This window comes from Phyllobacterium sp. 0TCS1.6A (genome assembly GCF_026420825.1).
Taxonomy (GTDB): domain Bacteria; phylum Pseudomonadota; class Alphaproteobacteria; order Rhizobiales; family Rhizobiaceae; genus Phyllobacterium.
Genome location: NZ_JAPMAB010000002.1, coordinates 269,554 through 287,255 on the forward strand (window position 1 = coordinate 269,554; position 17,702 = coordinate 287,255).

Annotated in this window: 17 protein-coding genes; 7 read left to right on the plus strand and 10 right to left on the minus strand. The window is 61.9% G+C overall.

What is annotated here, in order from left to right; genetic code table 11:
- The first annotated feature begins 22 nt into the window (after positions 1–22).
- The 4 genes from thiB (at position 23) to OSJ75_RS05515 (ending at position 4,982) form a co-directional block, all read left to right on the plus strand.
- Positions 23–1,006 (plus strand): thiamine ABC transporter substrate binding subunit, encoded by a 984-nt coding sequence (gene thiB / locus OSJ75_RS05500; protein ID WP_250017214.1) that lies wholly within the window; start codon positions 23–25, stop codon positions 1,004–1,006.
- Positions 1,006–2,616 carry a thiamine/thiamine pyrophosphate ABC transporter permease gene (thiP, locus tag OSJ75_RS05505; protein ID WP_267227200.1) on the plus strand — a complete coding sequence of 537 codons (1,611 nt, stop codon included), beginning with the start codon at positions 1,006–1,008 and terminating at the stop codon, positions 2,614–2,616. The genes thiB and thiP overlap by 1 nt, the downstream gene beginning before the upstream one ends.
- Positions 2,603–3,355, plus strand: a complete 753-nt coding sequence (thiQ, locus tag OSJ75_RS05510; protein WP_267227201.1) for a thiamine ABC transporter ATP-binding protein — start codon at positions 2,603–2,605, stop codon at positions 3,353–3,355. The genes thiP and thiQ overlap by 14 nt, the downstream gene beginning before the upstream one ends.
- A gap of 145 nt (positions 3,356–3,500) precedes the next feature.
- A complete protein-coding gene (locus OSJ75_RS05515) occupies positions 3,501–4,982 on the plus strand; it encodes a M48 family metalloprotease (RefSeq protein WP_267227202.1) in 1,482 nt (493 codons plus the stop codon).
- Between the two features lie 108 nt (positions 4,983–5,090).
- Here OSJ75_RS05515 and OSJ75_RS05520 read toward each other — a convergent pair whose 3' ends face one another.
- The 6 genes from OSJ75_RS05520 to OSJ75_RS05545 form a co-directional block, all read right to left on the minus strand.
- On the minus strand, positions 5,091–5,702 hold the full coding sequence (locus OSJ75_RS05520) for a CarD family transcriptional regulator (RefSeq protein WP_250017121.1): 612 nt from the start codon (positions 5,700–5,702) through the stop codon (positions 5,091–5,093).
- Between the two features lie 316 nt (positions 5,703–6,018).
- On the minus strand, positions 6,019–6,357 hold the full coding sequence (fdxA, locus tag OSJ75_RS05525; RefSeq protein ID WP_250017211.1) for a ferredoxin FdxA: 339 nt from the start codon (positions 6,355–6,357) through the stop codon (positions 6,019–6,021).
- Between the two features lie 294 nt (positions 6,358–6,651).
- Positions 6,652–7,053: an RNA-binding S4 domain-containing protein gene (locus tag OSJ75_RS05530; protein ID WP_250017119.1), complete on the minus strand. Its 402-nt coding sequence runs from the start codon at positions 7,051–7,053 to the stop codon at positions 6,652–6,654.
- Positions 7,054–10,053, minus strand: a complete 3,000-nt coding sequence (locus OSJ75_RS05535) for a helicase-related protein (protein WP_416362522.1) — start codon at positions 10,051–10,053, stop codon at positions 7,054–7,056.
- Positions 10,054–10,422: 369 nt separating this feature from the next.
- Positions 10,423–11,148 (minus strand): beta-ketoacyl-ACP reductase, encoded by a 726-nt coding sequence (locus OSJ75_RS05540; protein WP_267227204.1) that lies wholly within the window; start codon positions 11,146–11,148, stop codon positions 10,423–10,425.
- 106 nt (positions 11,149–11,254) lie between these two features.
- Positions 11,255–12,439, minus strand: coding sequence for an acetyl-CoA C-acetyltransferase (locus OSJ75_RS05545; protein ID WP_250017113.1), 1,185 nt, complete (start codon positions 12,437–12,439; stop codon positions 11,255–11,257).
- Between the two features lie 253 nt (positions 12,440–12,692).
- Here OSJ75_RS05545 and phaR point away from each other — a divergent pair, with 253 nt between their 5' ends.
- The gene (gene phaR / locus OSJ75_RS05550) at positions 12,693–13,319 is read left to right on the plus strand and encodes a polyhydroxyalkanoate synthesis repressor PhaR (protein WP_250017111.1); all 627 of its coding nucleotides are present in this window, start codon (positions 12,693–12,695) and stop codon (positions 13,317–13,319) included.
- Between the two features lie 18 nt (positions 13,320–13,337).
- On the plus strand, positions 13,338–13,619 hold the full coding sequence (locus OSJ75_RS05555) for a cupin domain-containing protein (protein WP_267227205.1): 282 nt from the start codon (positions 13,338–13,340) through the stop codon (positions 13,617–13,619).
- Here OSJ75_RS05555 and OSJ75_RS05560 read toward each other — a convergent pair whose 3' ends face one another.
- The 3 genes from OSJ75_RS05560 to mtgA all read right to left on the minus strand — a co-directional run bounded on the left by OSJ75_RS05560 (position 13,620) and on the right by mtgA (position 15,109).
- Positions 13,620–14,024: a hypothetical protein gene (locus OSJ75_RS05560; RefSeq protein ID WP_250017107.1), complete on the minus strand. Its 405-nt coding sequence runs from the start codon at positions 14,022–14,024 to the stop codon at positions 13,620–13,622.
- A gap of 80 nt (positions 14,025–14,104) precedes the next feature.
- Positions 14,105–14,287 carry a 50S ribosomal protein L32 gene (rpmF, locus tag OSJ75_RS05565; protein WP_008121851.1) on the minus strand — a complete coding sequence of 61 codons (183 nt, stop codon included), beginning with the start codon at positions 14,285–14,287 and terminating at the stop codon, positions 14,105–14,107.
- A gap of 162 nt (positions 14,288–14,449) precedes the next feature.
- Positions 14,450–15,109, minus strand: coding sequence for a monofunctional biosynthetic peptidoglycan transglycosylase (gene mtgA / locus OSJ75_RS05570; protein WP_250017210.1), 660 nt, complete (start codon positions 15,107–15,109; stop codon positions 14,450–14,452).
- A gap of 234 nt (positions 15,110–15,343) precedes the next feature.
- On the opposite strand from mtgA, the gene OSJ75_RS05575 reads away from it, so the two are divergent.
- Positions 15,344–16,261, plus strand: coding sequence for a polyprenyl synthetase family protein (locus OSJ75_RS05575; RefSeq protein WP_267227206.1), 918 nt, complete (start codon positions 15,344–15,346; stop codon positions 16,259–16,261).
- A gap of 9 nt (positions 16,262–16,270) precedes the next feature.
- Here the strand turns inward: OSJ75_RS05575 and ispG are convergent, their stop codons facing one another.
- Positions 16,271–17,521: a flavodoxin-dependent (E)-4-hydroxy-3-methylbut-2-enyl-diphosphate synthase gene (gene ispG / locus OSJ75_RS05580; protein ID WP_267227207.1), complete on the minus strand. Its 1,251-nt coding sequence runs from the start codon at positions 17,519–17,521 to the stop codon at positions 16,271–16,273.
- Between the last annotated feature and the right edge of the window lie 181 nt (positions 17,522–17,702).

Consider the following 17,702-nt stretch of genomic DNA (forward strand, 5'->3'; position numbering starts at 1 on the left):
AGTTCAGACGATCCATGCACTCATGCTTGCGCTTGCGGCGACGCTGGGTGCGAATGCCGGCGCCCATGCGGCGGGCAAGCTTACGGTTTACACCTATGAGAGCTTTACCGCCGAATGGGGCCCCGGCCCCAAGGTGAAGGAAGCCTTCGAGAAGGAATGCGCCTGCACGGTGGATTTCGTGGCCGTTGCCGATGGCGTCGCCCTCCTCAACCGGCTCAAGCTCGAAGGCGCCTCGACCAAGGCCGATATCGTTCTCGGCCTCGACACCAACCTCACCTTCGAAGCGGCAAGGACCGGGCTTTTCGCTCCGCACGAAACCGATGTCAGCGCGGTCAAGATACCGGGCGGCTTCGAGGACGACGTCTTCGTTCCGTATGATTACGGCTATTTCGCCGTGGTCTATGACAGCGAGAAGATGAAGGACCCGCCTGCCAGCCTCAAGGCGCTGATCGAGGGCGATCCGGGCGAAAAGATCGTAATCCAGGACCCGCGCACCTCGACGCCGGGCCTCGGGCTCCTGCTATGGGTGAAATCCGTCTATGGCGACGATGCGGGCAAGGCATGGGAGAAGCTGAAGGGCCGCGTACTCACGGTCACGCCCGGCTGGTCGGAAGCCTATGGCCTGTTCACCAAGGGCGAAGCGCCGATGGTGCTGTCCTATACGACCTCGCCCGCCTATCATCTGATCGCCGACAAGAGCGACCGCTACAAGGCCGCGTCCTTCGACGAAGGTCACTATTTGCAGGTCGAGGTGGCGGCTCGCACCGTCAATGGCGCCAAGAACCCGCTTTCGGCGCAATTCCTGAAATTCATGATCGGAACGGCGTTCCAGGATGCAATTCCCGAAACCAACTGGATGTATCCGGCGGCGGCGACGAGCGCCCCGCTCAACCCGGCATTCGACCAGCTTGTGAAACCCGCCAAGACGCTTGCGCTTGCCCCGCAGCAGGTGTTTGAAAACCGCAAGAACTGGATCGACGAGTGGCTTCTGGCGATGAGCAAATAATGCCATTCCGGGCGAGACCATTGTCGGGCATCCTCGCTCTGGTCTTGCTTTCGCTTCTCGCCGGCGGGGCCCTCATGGGTCTCGCCTTCGAAGTCCTGGGCGGCGTCGGCGGCTTCACCGGCTTCGACTCCTATATCTGGCGGATTGCGCGCTTCACCCTGCTCCAGGCTTCGCTCTCCACCCTGTTGTCCGTCATCCTCGCGCTGCCGCTGGCCCGCGCGCTGCATGCCCGGCCGGATTTCCCGGGACGCAGCATGATCCTGCGCCTGTTCGCCCTGCCGCTCGCCTTGCCGGCGCTGGTGGCGGTGCTCGGCATCACCAGCATCTATGGCCGCAATGGATTGCTCGCGGCCGGCATGGCCTATCTCGGCATGCACCAGGTTCCCGACATATACGGCCTGACCGGCATTCTTCTGGCCCATATATTCTTCAACCTTCCGCTCGCCACGCGGCTCATTCTTGCCAGCCTCGATACGATCCCGGAAGATTACTGGAAGCTTGCGGCACAGCTCGGCATGAGCGAATCGACCCGGTTCCGCCTGATCGAATGGCCGGCAATATTGCGCAACCTGCCCGGCATAGCGGGGCTCATCTTCATGCTCTGCGTCACCTCCTTCACCGTGGTGCTGACGCTCGGCGGCGGACCGCGCGCAACCACGCTCGAAGTCGCGATCTATCAGGCGCTGCATTTCGATTTCGACATTGCCCGGGCCGTGGCGCTGACGCTGCTGCAGCTTGCGCTGACGCTTGCAACCCTGGCATTTCTCGGCCTGGCAGGGCGGCCCACCGAGGAAGGCCAGACCTTCCGCACGACCACGCGCAGGTTCGACGACCCGGAGAGATCCACCCGGCTCTTCGGCGGCGTTCTCATCGCCTGCGGCTTGCTCTTCGTCGCCGCGCCCATCGCCGGCACCGTGGTTTCGGGCGCCTCGGCCGATTTTGGCCGGCTGCTGTTCGAGCCTGTCGTCTGGCGCGCCATCATGACCAGCATCTGCCTCGGCGCCGCCGCGGCTTTTGTCTCGGTGCTGCTGGCGCTCGCGCTGGTCTCTTCGCGGGAACATGTGGCCACGGCGCGCGGCTACGGCCCTGCCCGCCCCCTGGAGCGCGTGCTGGACCTCGGCGCCAGCCTTATCCTCGTCGTGCCGCCCATCGTTATCGGCGCGGGCTGGTTCATCCTTTCGCGGCATTATGTCGATCCGTTCAGCCTCGCTCCGGTGATGGTCGTCGCCGTCAATGCCGCCATGGCGGTGCCCTTCGCCTTCCGGGTGCTGCGCCCGGCATGGGATACGATGGCAGCCAGGAACAACAGGCTCTGCGCCCAGCTTGGCATCGCCGGCTGGACCCGTTTCCGCCTGATCGACTGGCCGGGGCTGAAGCGATCGCTCGGCGCTGCCTTCGCCTTCGCCATGGCGCTTTCGCTGGGCGATCTCGGCACGATTGCGCTTTTCGGCAATGATACCGTACAGACATTGCCCTACCTCCTGTTGCAAAGGATGGGCAGCTACCGCACGGCCGATGCGGCCGGACTGGCCTTGATCCTCGGAATATTGTGCATGGGGCTGATGATGCTTGCGGATCGGGCCCAGGGAGACGCCGATGCAGGACGATAGAGCCGATATTGCCAAGGGCGGCGCCGCCGTCAGGCTTGACAATGTCACCTTTCGCTATGGTTCGATGGAAATGCTTTTCGACCTCACCGTCGAAGGCTCCGCGATCGCCGCCATCATCGGCCCGAGCGGCTCCGGCAAATCGACCCTGCTCAATCTCGTCGCCGGCTTCGAGAAGGCGGAGTCCGGCCGAGTTTGGATCGGCGGCAAGGATGTCACGCTGCTTCCGCCATCCCGCCGCGCGGTATCGATGGTGTTCCAGGACAACAATCTCTTCGCGCATCTCGACGTCTTCTCCAATGTAGGCCTCGGGCGCCGCCCGGATCTCAAGCTGAGTTCCGCCGATGAGGATGCCGTCTCGTCGGCTATCGCCAAGGTAGGGCTGGCCGGCAAGGAGAAGCGCAAGCCGGAGGCGCTGTCCGGCGGGGAACGGCAAAGGGTGGCGCTGGCCCGCACGCTGGTGCGCAACAGCCCGGTCCTGCTGCTGGACGAAGCCTTTGCTTCGCTGGGACCGGCGCTGCGGCATGAAATGCTCGATCTGATCGGTGATCTTCGCGACGAAACCGGCATGACCGTGATCATGGTGACGCATCACCCGGACGATGCGCTGCGCCTTTCCTCGATGCTTTTTTTCCTCGAAGATGGCCATATCGCCGCCTCGGGGCCCGCCGAACAGATGCTTTCGCCGGACGGTCCGCCGCTGTTGCGAAAATATCTCGGTTCGCAGGAGTCTGAAGTTTGACATATTTTCGGCGCCTTGCCTCCCTTAGACAAGGCAATGAAATCTTGCCCCAAACTCTTTACCGGGCTAGCAAGAACAACGACATACGAGTCTCCCGACGCGTTCACACGAGGAAATGATTCTGAGGCCGCACACCGCATCACCCATGAAGGGCTGGTTACAGCCCGCCAGCCGCAGCCGGAATCCCGCCGCGGCCATGCTGGTGCTCGCCTTCCTTTCCGGCTGCCAGGTGCTCAACGTTTCCAAGGAAGATGCGCTCGGCCCGTCGTCGAATCCCGTCACCGTCGACAATGTCAACAAGAACGACCGCCTGGCGCGGCTCAGCGCGGAGCAGCATCCGCGCATCCTCGCGACCTATGGCGGCGAGTACAAGGACGCCAAGCTCGAGCGGATGGTGGCCAAGGTCGTCGGCAATCTGACCACCGTGTCCGACAATCCGACGCATACCTATCGCATCACCATCCTGAATTCGCCCAATATCAACGCCTTTGCCCTGCCCGGCGGCTATCTCTACGTGACGCGCGGATTGCTGGCGCTCGCCAATGACAGCGCCGAGCTTGCAGCGGTGATCGCCCACGAAATGGGCCATGTGATCGCCAATCACGGCATAGAGCGCCAGCAGCGCGAGCAGGAAGCCGTCATTGCCGGGCGCGTCGTTTCGGAAGTCTTGCAAGGGGACAGGGCGGCGCAGGAAGCGCTGATCCGCGGCAAGTTGCGCATGGCGCAGTTCTCCCGCAACCAGGAACTCCAGGCGGATGCGATCGGCATCAAGATGATCGGCGAGGCAGGCTATGATCCCTTCGCCGCGCCGCGCTTTCTCCAGTCGATGGCGTCCTATTCGGACTTCCGCAATGTCTCGGGCGCAACCGATGCCAGCCTCGACTTCCTTGCCAGCCATCCCTCGGCTCCCCAGCGCATCGAGCTGGCGCGTGGCCATGCCCGCCGCATCGGCGCACCCGGCATAGGCACGACGGACCGCGATTCCTTCCTGCAGGGGATTGACGGGGTGCTCTATGGCGATACGCCGGAGGAAGGCTATGTGCGCGGCCGCACCTTCGTCCACCCGCTTCTCGGCGTGAGTTTCGCGGTGCCGGAAGGCTTCACGATCGATAACAGCGCCGACGCGGTCATGGCGACGGGGCCGGGCGAGATCGCCATCCGGTTCGACGGAACGCAGGTTTCCGGCACGCCGTCGATGACCGACTACATGCGCAGCGGCTGGGTGACCGGCCTCGACGAGGCCAGCGTGACCGCAACGACATTCAACGGCATGCCTGCGGCAACGGCGCGCGCCAAGGCGGATCGTTGGGAATTCGACATCTTCGTCGTCAATGCGGGAAACAGGATTTACCGGTTCCTGACCGCGGCACCAACCGGAAGCACGTCGCTGCTGCCGGTATCGCAGGCCGTCACGCAGAGCTTCCGCGTCCTGACGGACCAGGAAAAGGCGGCGATCAAGCCGCTCCGCATCCGCGTGGTCACCGTCAAGCCGGGCGACACATTGCCCAGCCTTTCCAACCGCATCATGGGAACGGACCGCAAGCTCGACCTGTTCAGGCTGATCAACGCCATGCCGCCGGGCGGTACGGTCTCCGTCGGCGACAAGGTGAAGCTCATCAGCGAATAAGAAAGCCCGGCAGCAGAACCGGCCCCATAAACGGACTGGCCCCCGAAGTTGGGTGTCCAACTTTCGGGGGCCAGTTCAAGGCTTGGCTTTTCGAGAAGTCGGCGTTGTTTACGCTGCTTCTTCCTGTTCGTCTTCCACCAGCGTGTCGGCATCGGCCTCGACATCGGCATCCGCCTTGGCGCCGCGCTTCGGACCTTTCGCGAGGTTGACCTCGATCAGTCGAACCGCTTCAGTCTCCGACATCTTGTTGACGGCGGAAATCTCGCGAGCCATGCGATCGAGGGCTGCCTCGTAAAGCTGACGCTCGGAATAGGACTGTTCGGGCTGGTTGTCGGCGCGGAAAAGATCGCGCACCACCTCGGAGATCGAGATCAGATCGCCAGAATTGATCTTCGCATCATATTCCTGTGCGCGGCGCGACCACATGGTGCGCTTGATGCGCGCACGGCCCTGGACCACCTTGAGCGCGCGCTCCACATAATCCGTCTCGGAAAGTTTGCGCATGCCGATTGCAGTCGCCTTGGCAACTGGAACTTTAAGACGCATCTTGTCTTTCTGAAAATCGATAACGAACAGTTCGAGCTTGTGGCCCGCGACTTCCTGTTCTTCAATATTGACGATTTGACCCACGCCATGCGCCGGATATACAATGAATTCACCGGTCTTGAATCCAATCCGCTGGGCGGTCTTTTTCTGCTGAACTGCTGTCATGCGCTTCATTACTCCCTGCTGCGCCCGGCAAAACGCACCGGTTAAAAACCAACCACTGGAAGCCGGAAAACCCGGTTTGTCGGCCGTCTATGATGTCGCGCAAAAGCATTCCGGATGGAGCAGTTGGATGCGGTGAATACACGACCATATCCTGAACTGTTACGTCCGGAAAAAATCTAGCCTATTGGTGATTTATGCCTTAGCGCCACGAAATTGACGTCCAATGATCAACATTTCTGTGACCATATCACAAAATGTGCCTAGAATCAAATTATGCTGCGTTTGCTCAGCAAACACAGGCCCTTGCAACCTGGAGGCGATGCGATCAATCGCCCTCGCCCGGCTCCGGCGAAAAGAACTTGGCGAATTTGTCCGGAACGCCGTCCATGTCCTTGGCATCCGCCGGTGCATCGCCCTTGGTTGAAATATTCGGCCATTTCTCCGAATATTCAGCATTGAGCTGCAACCATTGATCCAGGCCCGGCTCTGTGTCCGGCTTGATCGCCTCGGCCGGGCACTCCGGTTCGCACACGCCGCAGTCGATGCACTCGTCCGGGTGGATGACGAGCATGTTCTCGCCTTCATAGAAACAGTCGACCGGACAGACCTCAACGCAATCCATATATTTGCAGCGGATGCAATTGTCGGTCACAACGTAAGTCATTTGCAGGCTCCAGAACACCACGGTCAGCGGTACAAGAGTGGAGGTAGCGGTTTGCCACTTGCCTGACAAGGGGGAAGCACAAACTGCGGCACCAGAACGCAACTTGGCAGGAAAACTGCCGGCCCGGGCCAAATCCCGCCGCAAGATCCCGCCACTGCGCTCGCGCGGCATTGATCGCACTCCGATACCGGCCATACAAGGAATTGTAGTCCGCGAAACGCGCAAATGACGGCTCGGATGTTGCTACGCTAACCCATTCCTTGGAAATTTGTTCCAGCAAGTGACCGCGATGGATTACACGCCGGAATTATCGTCCCTGTCGATGAGGCGGTCGATCTCGCGCCGTTCCTTCTTGGTGGGCCTGCCGCTGCCCGGATCCCGGCGCGGCAGCGTGTCGAGCGCACTCTCCGCGTCCCTCGGCAATGCCGGCGGTGAGATGTCGCGATAAAGCGTGCGCGCCTCGTCGGCCGGGCCGCGCCGTGTGCCGCCATCCACCACCTCATAGACGAGAATGCGCCGGTCGAGAGTGATCGTGAGAACGTCGCCCGGCTTCACGATCTGCGCCGGCAGATCGATTTTCTCTCGATTGAGCCTGACGCCGCCGCCCGTAACGAGCTTGGCGGCGAGTGATCGGGATTTGACCACCCGCGCGAAAAACAGCCATTTGTCGATGCGCTGCCGTTCGGTCGCCGCCATCTATTTCTTCATCTGCTCCTTCAGCGCAAGCAGCTTGGCGAACGGCGAATCCATGTCGATCTTCACGGGCCGTTCCTGGCGCTCGGGCCGTTTCGCGGTCATCGGAGGCTTGCCGCCACCACGATTCCGGTTGCCGTCCTGCTTGCCCTTGCCCTGGAAGTTGTCCTTCCGGTTGTTGCGTTCATTACGCCCCTTCGCCGCCTGATCGGCATTGCGTTCACCCGCTGCAGCATTGCCGCGCTCATTGCCGCGCTCATTGCCGCGCTCCGGGCGACCGCGCCTTTCCTGCCCGCCGCGATGATTGCCACGGCCCTCGAAGCGGGCCGGCTTCCACACGAGAACCGGCTTTGGCGCCTCTTCGGCATCGGTTGCGGGTGCGGGCCGTTCGGCCGCCGGCGCTTCCACCGCGGCTTCGCTCGGGCGAACCCAATCGGCCCACATCGGCCCGACCGTCTCGGCAGCGGGAACATTGCCCGCAGCGGCAGGCGCCGCGTCCTTCTGCACCGCATCGAGTTCCGCCAGCTTCGCCGCGACGGCGGCCGCTTCCAGCGGCTCCTGGCGATAGCCGAGGCTCTTGAGTATCTCCTCCATATCGTCGGGCGTTGCACCGAGTATGGACATCATGGCCGGCACGACGATGAAACGGGAGCCGTCATAGGCCGCGTCCGGACGCGGGCCGGAACCGGGCTTCCAGGCGAGAGCCGGCCGGATGAGATCGGCGAGACGCTCAAGAATGTCGATCCGCACTGCCCGGCGCCCAAGCAGCCTGTAGCCGGCGAGCTTGTAGAACATCGGATCGAAACCGGGATCGGTGACCACGGAAGTACGCCCGGCGGCAAGAACCTGCACGACGTCGCCATAGCCGGGGCGATCTTTCGCGTCCTCTTTCAGGGCCCAGAGCAAAGTCAGGAGACCGGCCGGCGCAGGCTTCAGCAAGGCCGGGAGGAATACATGATAGGCGCCGAAGCGCACCCCGAGGCGGCGAAGCGCCGCGCGCGATTCCTGATCGAGGCCACGGACCTCCTCGGCTACTTCGCGGCGCTGCAGAATGCCGAAATTCTCCACCAGCCGGAATGCCAGGCCCTTGGTGATGCCGGTCAGCGCATCGGCGCCCGACAGGTCCACCAGCGGCTTCAGCAGCGTCTCGATGTGATGCGCAAGAAACCGGTCCACCCGTGCCGCGACCTTGTCGCGAGCCGGCCCGGTCAATTGCTCGTCGGCCAGAAGCACGGCGCGCGGACGCAGCGGCTGCTCGCCGGCCACGACTGTGGCGATCGGCGCGCCGATCCATCTCAGTGTGCCATCCGAGGCCAGCGCGAAATCGCCATTGGCGGAAGCGGCAAAGCGCTCCGCCCGACTTTCGAACTCGGCAGCCAGCGCTTTCTGCGCTGCCGACCTTATCGCCTTGGCGTCGCTGCCATCATCGTGAGCATCCGCCGTAAACCGGAACCCATCCAATCGTCCAACATGGTGCCCTTCGACGATGACGTCCCCGGTAGGGCTAATTTCGGCTTCTAGCATTGTATTCTCTCTCAGGCGCCTCATAAGCACGCTTGTCCTGCGGTCTACGAAGCGTTTCGTCAACCGTTCATGCAGTGCATCGGATAATCTGTCTTCAATTTCACGCGTCTTTTCTTGCCAATGTGCCTGATCTGCAAGCCAACCGGGCCTGTGGGACACAAAAGTCCAGGTTCTTATCTGCGCTATGCGGCGCGACAAGGCATCGATATCGCCGTCCGTGGAATCAGCCCGGCGCACTTCCTCCGCCATGTAGTTCTCGTTGACATGGCCCCGTTCGACGAGATCCGTATAGATCGTTGCGATGATGTCGGCATGCTGTGCCGGCGCAATCTTGCGATAATCCGGTAGCGAACAGGCATCCCAAAGCAGCGCCACCCTCTCCGGCCCGCTCGCCAGCGGCGCTACGTCCGGATCGCGCGAAAGGAACTCCAGTGCCTGCTGATCCACCGCGGGCAAGGCGCGCGTCAGCCCCTCGCCCGGAGCGGGCGTATCGATCGAGCGCTTGAGGGCGTCGATGCTGGAAAAGTCGAAATTCGCGGTTCGCCATTGCAGGATGCGCACCGGATCGAATGTATGCGACTCGACCTTCTGCACCAGCGGCTCGGAAAACGCAGCGACCTGGCCGGTGACGCCGAAGGTGCCGTCACGCAGGTGGCGCCCTGCCCGCCCGGCGATCTGTCCGATCTCCGCCGGCGAGAGATCGCGGAACTGGTAGCCGTCGAACTTTCGATCCTGCGCGAAGGCGACATGATTGACGTCGAGATTGAGCCCCATGCCGATGGCGTCGGTCGCCACCAGATAGTCCACATCGCCGGATTGATACAATTCCACCTGGGCGTTGCGCGTGCGAGGGCTCAACGTGCCCATGACCACCGCCGCGCCGCCGGACTGCCGCCGGATCAGTTCGGCGATCGCATAGACCTCATCCGCGGCGAAGGCGACGATGGCGCTACGCGGCGGCAGGCGCGTGATCTTCTTCGACCCGGCATAGTGAAGGTTGGACAGCCGAGGCCGCGTGACGACCGAAATGCCGGGCAGCAGCTTTTCCAATATGGCGCGCATGGTGGCAGCGCCGAGAAGCAGGGTTTCCTGGCGCCCGCGCAGATGCAGGATGCGATCCGTGAAGATATGGCCGCGCTCGAGATCATTGGCGAGCTGAACCTCATCGATCGCGACGAAGTCCATGTCCGTCTGGCGCGGCATGGCCTCGACCGTGCAGACCGCATAGGCCGCGCCCGGCGGGCTGATCTTCTCCTCGCCCGTTATCAGCGCGACATTGGCCGTGCCGACCCGCTCGGCGATCTTGTTATAGACCTCGCGCGCCAGCAGGCGCAGCGGCAGGCCGATGATGCCGCTGCGATGCGCCAGCATCCGCTCGATGGCGAGATGGGTCTTGCCGGTATTCGTCGGACCGAGAACGGCAGTGACGTCTCGGCCTGTCGGAAACCGGGAAATTTCGGGCATGGGCATCACAGTCATCGGCGAGTTCAAATCCGCAACTTGGGGAACCCATCAATTGCAGCCAGTACAGCTGAACGGGTCGTTTAAACCGTGTACAGAACCTAGGTGGGGCATTCCAGATAAACAATCACAAAACGATTCACGGAATATACCGTTAAGAAACAGAACGCGAGGAGAACGAATCAGCGACGAATCGCTTCCGCGTTCTGTTTCCCGTTTTGTTCACCGCTATATATGGATCTCGCAGCCGCATTCCAACCATATGCTGAATCGAATTTTCGCCGTCCTTCGGCGTTTTCGTGCCGATCTTAAGGATTTAGCGAGATTGGCGATGAAATATTAACCATGGCGGCGGAGGAATGCCGCGCCTCGCGGCGCGGCAAAGTCTCAACAGAAATACTGGCCGCCATTGGCGGAAAGGGTCGATCCGGTGATGAATCCGGCCTCGTCGGAGGCGAGAAACACCACGCAGCGCGCCACTTCTTCGGGCTCGCCCAGGCGCCCGACGGGAATTTGCGGAATGATGCGCTCATTCAGCACCTTTTCATCGATGGCGCGCACCATCTCGGTCCCGATATAGCCGGGGCAGATGGCATTGACCGTGATTCCCGCCCTGGCCCCCTCCTGCGCCAGCGCCTTGGTGAAGCCGAGATCCCCGGCCTTGGCGGCTGAATAATTAGCCTGCCCGGCCTGCCCCTTCTGGCCGTTGATCGACGAAATATTGATGATGCGGCCGAACTTCCGATCCCTCATCCCGCTCCAGACCGGATGGGTCATGTTGAACAACCCGTTGAGGTTGGTATTGACGACCTCGTTCCATTGGCCGGGCGTCATCTTGTGGAACATCGCGTCGCGGGTAATGCCGGCATTGTTGACGAGCACGGCGACCGGGCCATACTCCTCCTCAACCCGGGCAATACCGGCGGCGCATTCCTCATAATTGGAAACGTCCCATTTGTAGATCGGGATGCCGGTTGCTTCCCTGAACTTCTGCGCTGCCTCGTCATTGCCCGCATATGTGGCAACCACATTATAGCCCGCTGTCTTCAGAGCCGTACTGATTGCAGCGCCTATGCCTCGCGTTCCCCCGGTTACGATAGCCGTTCTTGTCATTTTGCCTCCTCAAATTAACGCTTAAATCAAATCAACAAAATCTTGTGCCGCAGACCTCCACCTGCCGGCACCCGGCCCGAAAACGGCGGGCCGGGTCAGTACGGCGTCAATCCTTGACGCGTTCCACGCACAGGGCGACGCCCATGCCGCCGCCGATGCAGAGCGTTGCGAGCCCCTTGCTGCCATTGCGGCGCTTCAGTTCGAAAAGAAGCGTGTTCAAAACACGCGCCCCGGACGCACCGATCGGGTGGCCGATCGCGATCGCACCGCCATTGACGTTGACGATGTCCGTGTTGAAGCCGAGGTCCTTGTTGACCGCGCAGGCCTGGGCGGCAAAGGCTTCGTTCGCCTCGACGAGATCGAGATCCTCGACCTTCCAGCCGGCCTTCTCCAGCGCCTTGCGCGACGCCGGTATCGGTCCGGTTCCCATGATCGCCGGATCGACGCCCGCCGTCGCCCATGACACGATGCGGGCCAGCGGTTTCACACCGCGGCGGCTCGCTTCCTCCTCGCTCATCAGTACCACCGCCGCGGCGCCGTCATTGAGGCCGGAGGCGTTGCCGGCGGTCACCGTGCCTTCCTTGTCGAAAGCGGGCCGCAGCTTGGTGAGCGAGTCCAGCGTGGCGCCATGGCGGATATATTCGTCCTCGCTCACGACGACGTCGCCCTTGCGCGTCTTGATGGTGACCGGGACGATCTCGTCCTTGAAGCGGCCGGCCTTCTGCGCGGCCTCCGCCTTGTTCTGCGAAGCGAGGGCGAAATTATCCTGCTCCTCGCGCGTCAACTGCCATTTGCGCGCGATATTCTCCGCCGTTATGCCCATGTGGTAGCCGTGGAATGCGTCCGTCAGGCCATCCTTGATCATGGTGTCGATCATCTTGTAATCGCCCATCTTCACGCCCGCCCGCAGATGCGCGCAATGCGGGGCCATGGACATGGATTCCTGCCCGCCCGCCACGATGATCCCCGCGTCGCCCGTGGCGATCTGCTGCATTCCGATAGCCACGGCGCGCAAGCCCGAACCGCAGAGCTGGTTCAACCCCCAGGCCGTCTTTTCCTGCGGAATGCCGGCTTCCATGGCCGCCTGCCGGGCGGGATTCTGGCCTTCGCCGGCGCTGAGCACCTGGCCCATGATGACTTCGTCCACGTCGGCGGCGTCCACGCCCGCACGTGCCAGCACCTCCTTGATCACCGCCGCTCCCAGTTCATGTGCAGGGACATTGGCAAAGGCGCCGTTGAACGAGCCGACCGGCGTGCGGGCCGCGCTTGCTATGACGATGGACTGGGTCATTGGAAATTCCTCATTTCTGAAAGCAGGATGCACAGTTGGATGACAGAATTCCCTTCCCCACGCCGTTTGACAAGGGCCCCCGCGATGCTTTGTAGCGATTTATCCGCGCTGCGGCGCAGCATAATCGGGTTGCATGAAGTTGAATGCACTGCACAAATCACTTTGATTTGCGCGGCTTTGCACCTATCCTTCCTTATCTGTCCGTGGGACCTGCGGAACAATGTCGGCATGGGAGCGAGTGGGGAGCGAAGTAATGGCAGGAAAAACCGGCGAAATCATCATCAAGAAATACGCCAATCGAAGACTCTACAATACCGGCACGAGTACCTATGTGACGCTGGAAGACCTGGCCGGCATGGTCAAGCGCAATGAGGATTTTACCGTTCAGGATGCCAAGACCGGCGAGGACATCACCCATTCGGTGCTGACGCAGATCATATTCGAGCTGGAGAACAAGGAGGGCCAGAACATGTTGCCCATCCCGTTCCTGCGCCAGCTCATCGCCTATTATGGCGACCAGATGCAGGTCGTGCTGCCGACATTCCTCGAACAGTCCATGTCCGCCTTCGCCAGGGAGCAGGAGCGCATGCGCGAGCAACTGACCGCCGCCTTCGGCAAGACGCCGATGGACATGATGCCGATGGACATGATGAATGTGAGCGCGCCGATGAAACTCGTGGAGGAACAGGTACGGCGCAATACGGAGCTCTTCCAGCAGGCGATGCAGATGTTCGCGCCCTTCGGACTGAACAAGACGCCGGGCGGGGCACAGGCTCCGGCCGAGGCCGCCACGGACAAGGCTTCCGACTCGAGCGGGCTGGACGAACTGAAGGAACAGATCGCCGCCATGCAGCGCAAGCTCGACTCCCTCGACAAATAAGCGTCAGGAAAAGGCATCATGAGCGGATCGGCCAAGGCCACGGTCTTCATCGACAATGAGAAGGTGATCGTCACCGAGTACAGATTTGCCGCCGGCGACAATACCGGCTGGCACCGGCATGAGCGGGATTATGTCGTGGTCCCCCTCATGGACGGCCGGGTAAAGCTGGTGACGGATTCCGGAGAGAACTTTGCCGAGATGAAGAAAGGCGTGCCCTATTTCCGCAGCGAGGGCGTCGAGCATGATGTCGTCAACGCCAATGAAGGCGAATACGCCTTCATCGAGATCGAGCTGAAATAGTCAGCGGAAATTGACGTCGCGGCCGGCGGAGCGCAGCGAGACGGCGAAGCCGGCCAGTATGTCGAAGAATGCCATCACCAGCAGGATGAAGAACAGCGCGTGCGACGCGGCGGGAACGAGCAGGAACTCCACCAGGAATGCGACGAAGACGAAGGTGGACAGAAGATGGTCGATCACCGAGGCATTGCTGGTGCGCGTCGATTTCATGATTTCGAAGAACAGCAGCGCCAGCGACAGCACGATCATCAGATCGCCGAGCGTCATGGTCCAGATGCCGCCCGATAGCATCGGCGTCGAATAGAGTTCCATAGCCCAGGGATCGGGGCCGCTCACACCTGCGAAACCGCCAATCACCAGATTGAAGACGATGAGTGGCACTACCATAAGGGGTATGTTCGAAACCATGCGCGTTCTCCCTCAATGCTCCCGCCAAAAAGAAAGACCGGCGCGAGGCCGGTCCTTCTAGCATGAAAGAACAGGAAGAATCAGCCTTCTTTCGGCGTCAGCACCTGACGGCCGCGATACATGCCGGTCTTCAGATCGACATGGTGCGGGCGGCGCAGTTCGCCGGAGTTCTTGTCTTCCACATAGGTCGGGGCCTTGAGGGCGTCAGCCGAGCGGCGCATGCCGCGCTTCGACGGCGAAGTCTTTCGTTTAGGTACAGCCATTGTTCAGCTCCAGTAACTCAGTCAAAATCCGGCACTGGCCCGATTGAGCCTGTCACAATGGACAAAATTCCGGAAAGTTCGGCTGGGCTATACACCGCTTGAGGGCTTTTGACCAGATGCGAGTCGTATTTTTTGCAAGCTGGCGCGCAGGTGGCCCTGCCATCAGCTCACGCAGCCGACATATGCCCCCGCACCGCGCGCTCGGCGTTCATTGACGCGGGCCAGCGTCTGCAGCCCGCGCCCGGGCTTTGCCGGGTTCCTGATCTTCGGATTTGGCAGCGTCACCGCAAGATAGGCCGCCTGCCTGGAGGAGAGCCTGGCGGCGCTGGTGCGAAAATGGTGCCGGGCGGCAGCTTCTATTCCATATATTCCGGGACCCCATTCCGCGATGTTGAGATAGATTTCCATCAGGCGCCGCTTGGGCAGCATGAGGTCGGTCATGACCGCGAGCGGTATCTCCAGCCCCTTGCGGATGAAAGATCGTCCGTTCCACAGGAACAGGTTCTTCGCGGTCTGCATGGGTATGGTGGAGGCTCCGCGCGTCTGCTCCCCGTCGATCGTATCCGAGACCACGGAGTTCAGCGCATCCCAGTCGATACCGGCATGGGAGCAGAATTTCGCATCTTCGGACATCATGACGGAATTCACCAGCACTGGCGAGATTTCGTCGAGCGAGACCCATTGCCGCTCATAGCCCGAAAAGGTGGCGAGGTCCTTGACCATCAGCGTCGATATCGGGTGGACGAACGGCAGCCGGTAGAGCATGAGCAGGACGATCGGCAATATCGCCAGGACGATGGCGGTCAGGATCAGATAGCGCATGACGCGCCCGAATGGCGAACGCCCGGGGTCCACAAGATAACCCCTGCCTCGCTTGTTTCTGACCAGAACTCTTGCCACGCCCACCTTCCATCTAACGCCCTGCATGGGACATAGAGCAAACCGGGCGGGAATGGAATTCTTTCTCGACACTCTGCGACTTTCGTGGCGGATATTTTTTGCGCCCGAACCGAGCTCCCCCATTGACCGGCGCAGCGTTTATTGATCATTGGCGGCATGACCGAAGAACACACTGCTCTCTTTCAGCTCAGCTTGCAGCAGCACGCTCTTGCCGTCGAAACGCTTCTGAACGAGGTTCTTTCCGACAGGACGCGCAGCGGGGAAATCTACCGTCCGGCCCGCCTCATGGCGGCCATGCGGCATGGCGTGCTCAATGGCGGCAAGCGCCTTCGGCCCTTCCTCGTCATGGAGAGCGCCGCTTTGCTGGGTGGAGACGCCATGGCTGCATTGCGCGTGGCCGCGGCCCTCGAATGCGTCCACAGCTACTCGCTGATCCATGACGACCTGCCGGCGATGGACAATGACGATCTCCGGCGCGGCCAACCGACGGTGCATCGCAAATTCGACGAGGCGGCGGCCATCCTTGCCGGCGACAGCCTGCTCACCTATGCGTTCGAACTGATCGCCAGCGACGAGACGGAATTGCCGGCGAAAGCGCGACTGACCCTGGTACATGAACTGGCCCGTGCAGCGGGCGTCGGCGGCATGACCGGCGGACAGGCGCTCGATCTCGAAGCCGAGACCGTCAAGCCTGACGAGCAGGGCATCATCCGGTTGCAGGCGATGAAGACCGGCGCGCTCATCCGCTTCGCCTGCGAGGCCGGCGCGATCATCGCGGGAGCCTCCGATGGCGACCGCCAGCGCCTGGCCGAATATGGCTCGGCGATCGGCCTCGCCTTCCAGCTCGCCGACGATCTGCTCGACGTGACGGCCAATGCAGGGCAATTGGGCAAGGCCGTCGGCAAGGACGCAGCCGCGGGCAAGGCGACGCTGGTCTCGGTCCACGGCATCGAATGGACGCGCCGGCAACTCGCCGGGCTGGTCGATCAGGCGCAGGAGCTGCTGTCGCCCTTCGGTGAAAAGGCCGGCCTGCTCAACGCCGCCGCCAGCTTCATCGCGGAGAGGGAAAGCTGAGAGGACGGCTCATTCCGCCGCCTGTGCGCCCCGCCCAAAACGGTTTTCGATATAGTCCGCCACCATCTTCTGGAATTCGGCGGCAATGCCGGCGCCGCGCAGCGTCGCGACCTTCCGCCCATCGATGAAGACCGGGGCGGAAGGCGTTTCGCCCGTGCCGGGAAGAGATATGCCGATATCGGCCATCTTGGATTCGCCCGGTCCATTGACGATGCAGCCCATCACGGCCACGTTCAGCGCCTCGACGCCGGGGTATTTTTCGCGCCAGACCGGCATGTTCTTGCGGATGTCGCTCTGGATCGACTGCGCGAGTTCCTGGAATACGGTCGAGGTCGTCCGCCCGCATCCGGGGCAGGCGGCGACGATCGGAATGAACTGCCGGAAGCCCATCGTCTGCAGCAATTCCTGTGCGACCTGGACCTCGCGCGTCCTGTCACCGCCGGGTTCCGGCGTCAGCGAGATGCGAATAGTGTCGCCGATGCCCTGTTGCAGCAGGATTCCCATGGCCGCGGACGAAGCCACGATGCCCTTGGTGCCCATTCCGGCTTCCGTGAGCCCGAGATGCAACGCGTGGTCGCATCGCCTGGCAAGTTCGGCATAGACGGCGATCAGGTCCTGCACCTGGCTGACCTTCGCGGAAAGTATGATCTTCGAGCGCGCCAGGCCGATCTCCTCGGCAAGCTGGGCCGAGATCAGCGCCGACTGGACGATCGCCTCGCGCGTGACGGCGGCAGCCGTCAGGGGAGAGCCCGCCGCGCTGTTCCGGTCCATCAGGCTTGTCAGCAGCTCCTGGTCGAGCGATCCCCAATTGACGCCGATACGCACCGGTTTGTCGTAGCGGATCGCCATTTCGATGATCGCGCCGAACTGGGCGTCCTTCTTGTCCTTGAACCCGACATTGCCCGGATTGATGCGGTATTTCGCCAAAGCCTCGGCACAATCCGGATTATCGGCGAGGAGCTTGTGGCCGATATAGTGGAAATCGCCGACGAGAGGCACGTCAAGCCCGAGCCGGTCCAGCCTGTCGCGTATGCGCGGCACCGCCCTGGCGGATTCATCCCTGTCCACGGTGATGCGGACGATCTGCGAACCCGCGCGCGACAATGCCGCCACCTGCGCCACCGTGCCGTCAATATCGGCCGTGTCCGTATTGGTCATGGACTGCACCACGACCGGTGCACCGCCGCCGACCATCACACCGCCGACATCGACGCCGACCGAGCTGCGCCGGGCAAAGGGGTGTGGGTGATATTCTGTCATCATCGAGCTCCAGAGATGCAGATCAGGTGGCGCAGCCATGGCCATTTGTCAACACTGCGCTTGCACCCGCCCACGGCACGAGGTGCGGAATCATCGCCGGATTTGCACCGCCCTAGCATTTTTGCTGCAACGCAATATATTTAGACTATCCTAACAGGCAATGTCGCCGAACAAGAAAGAA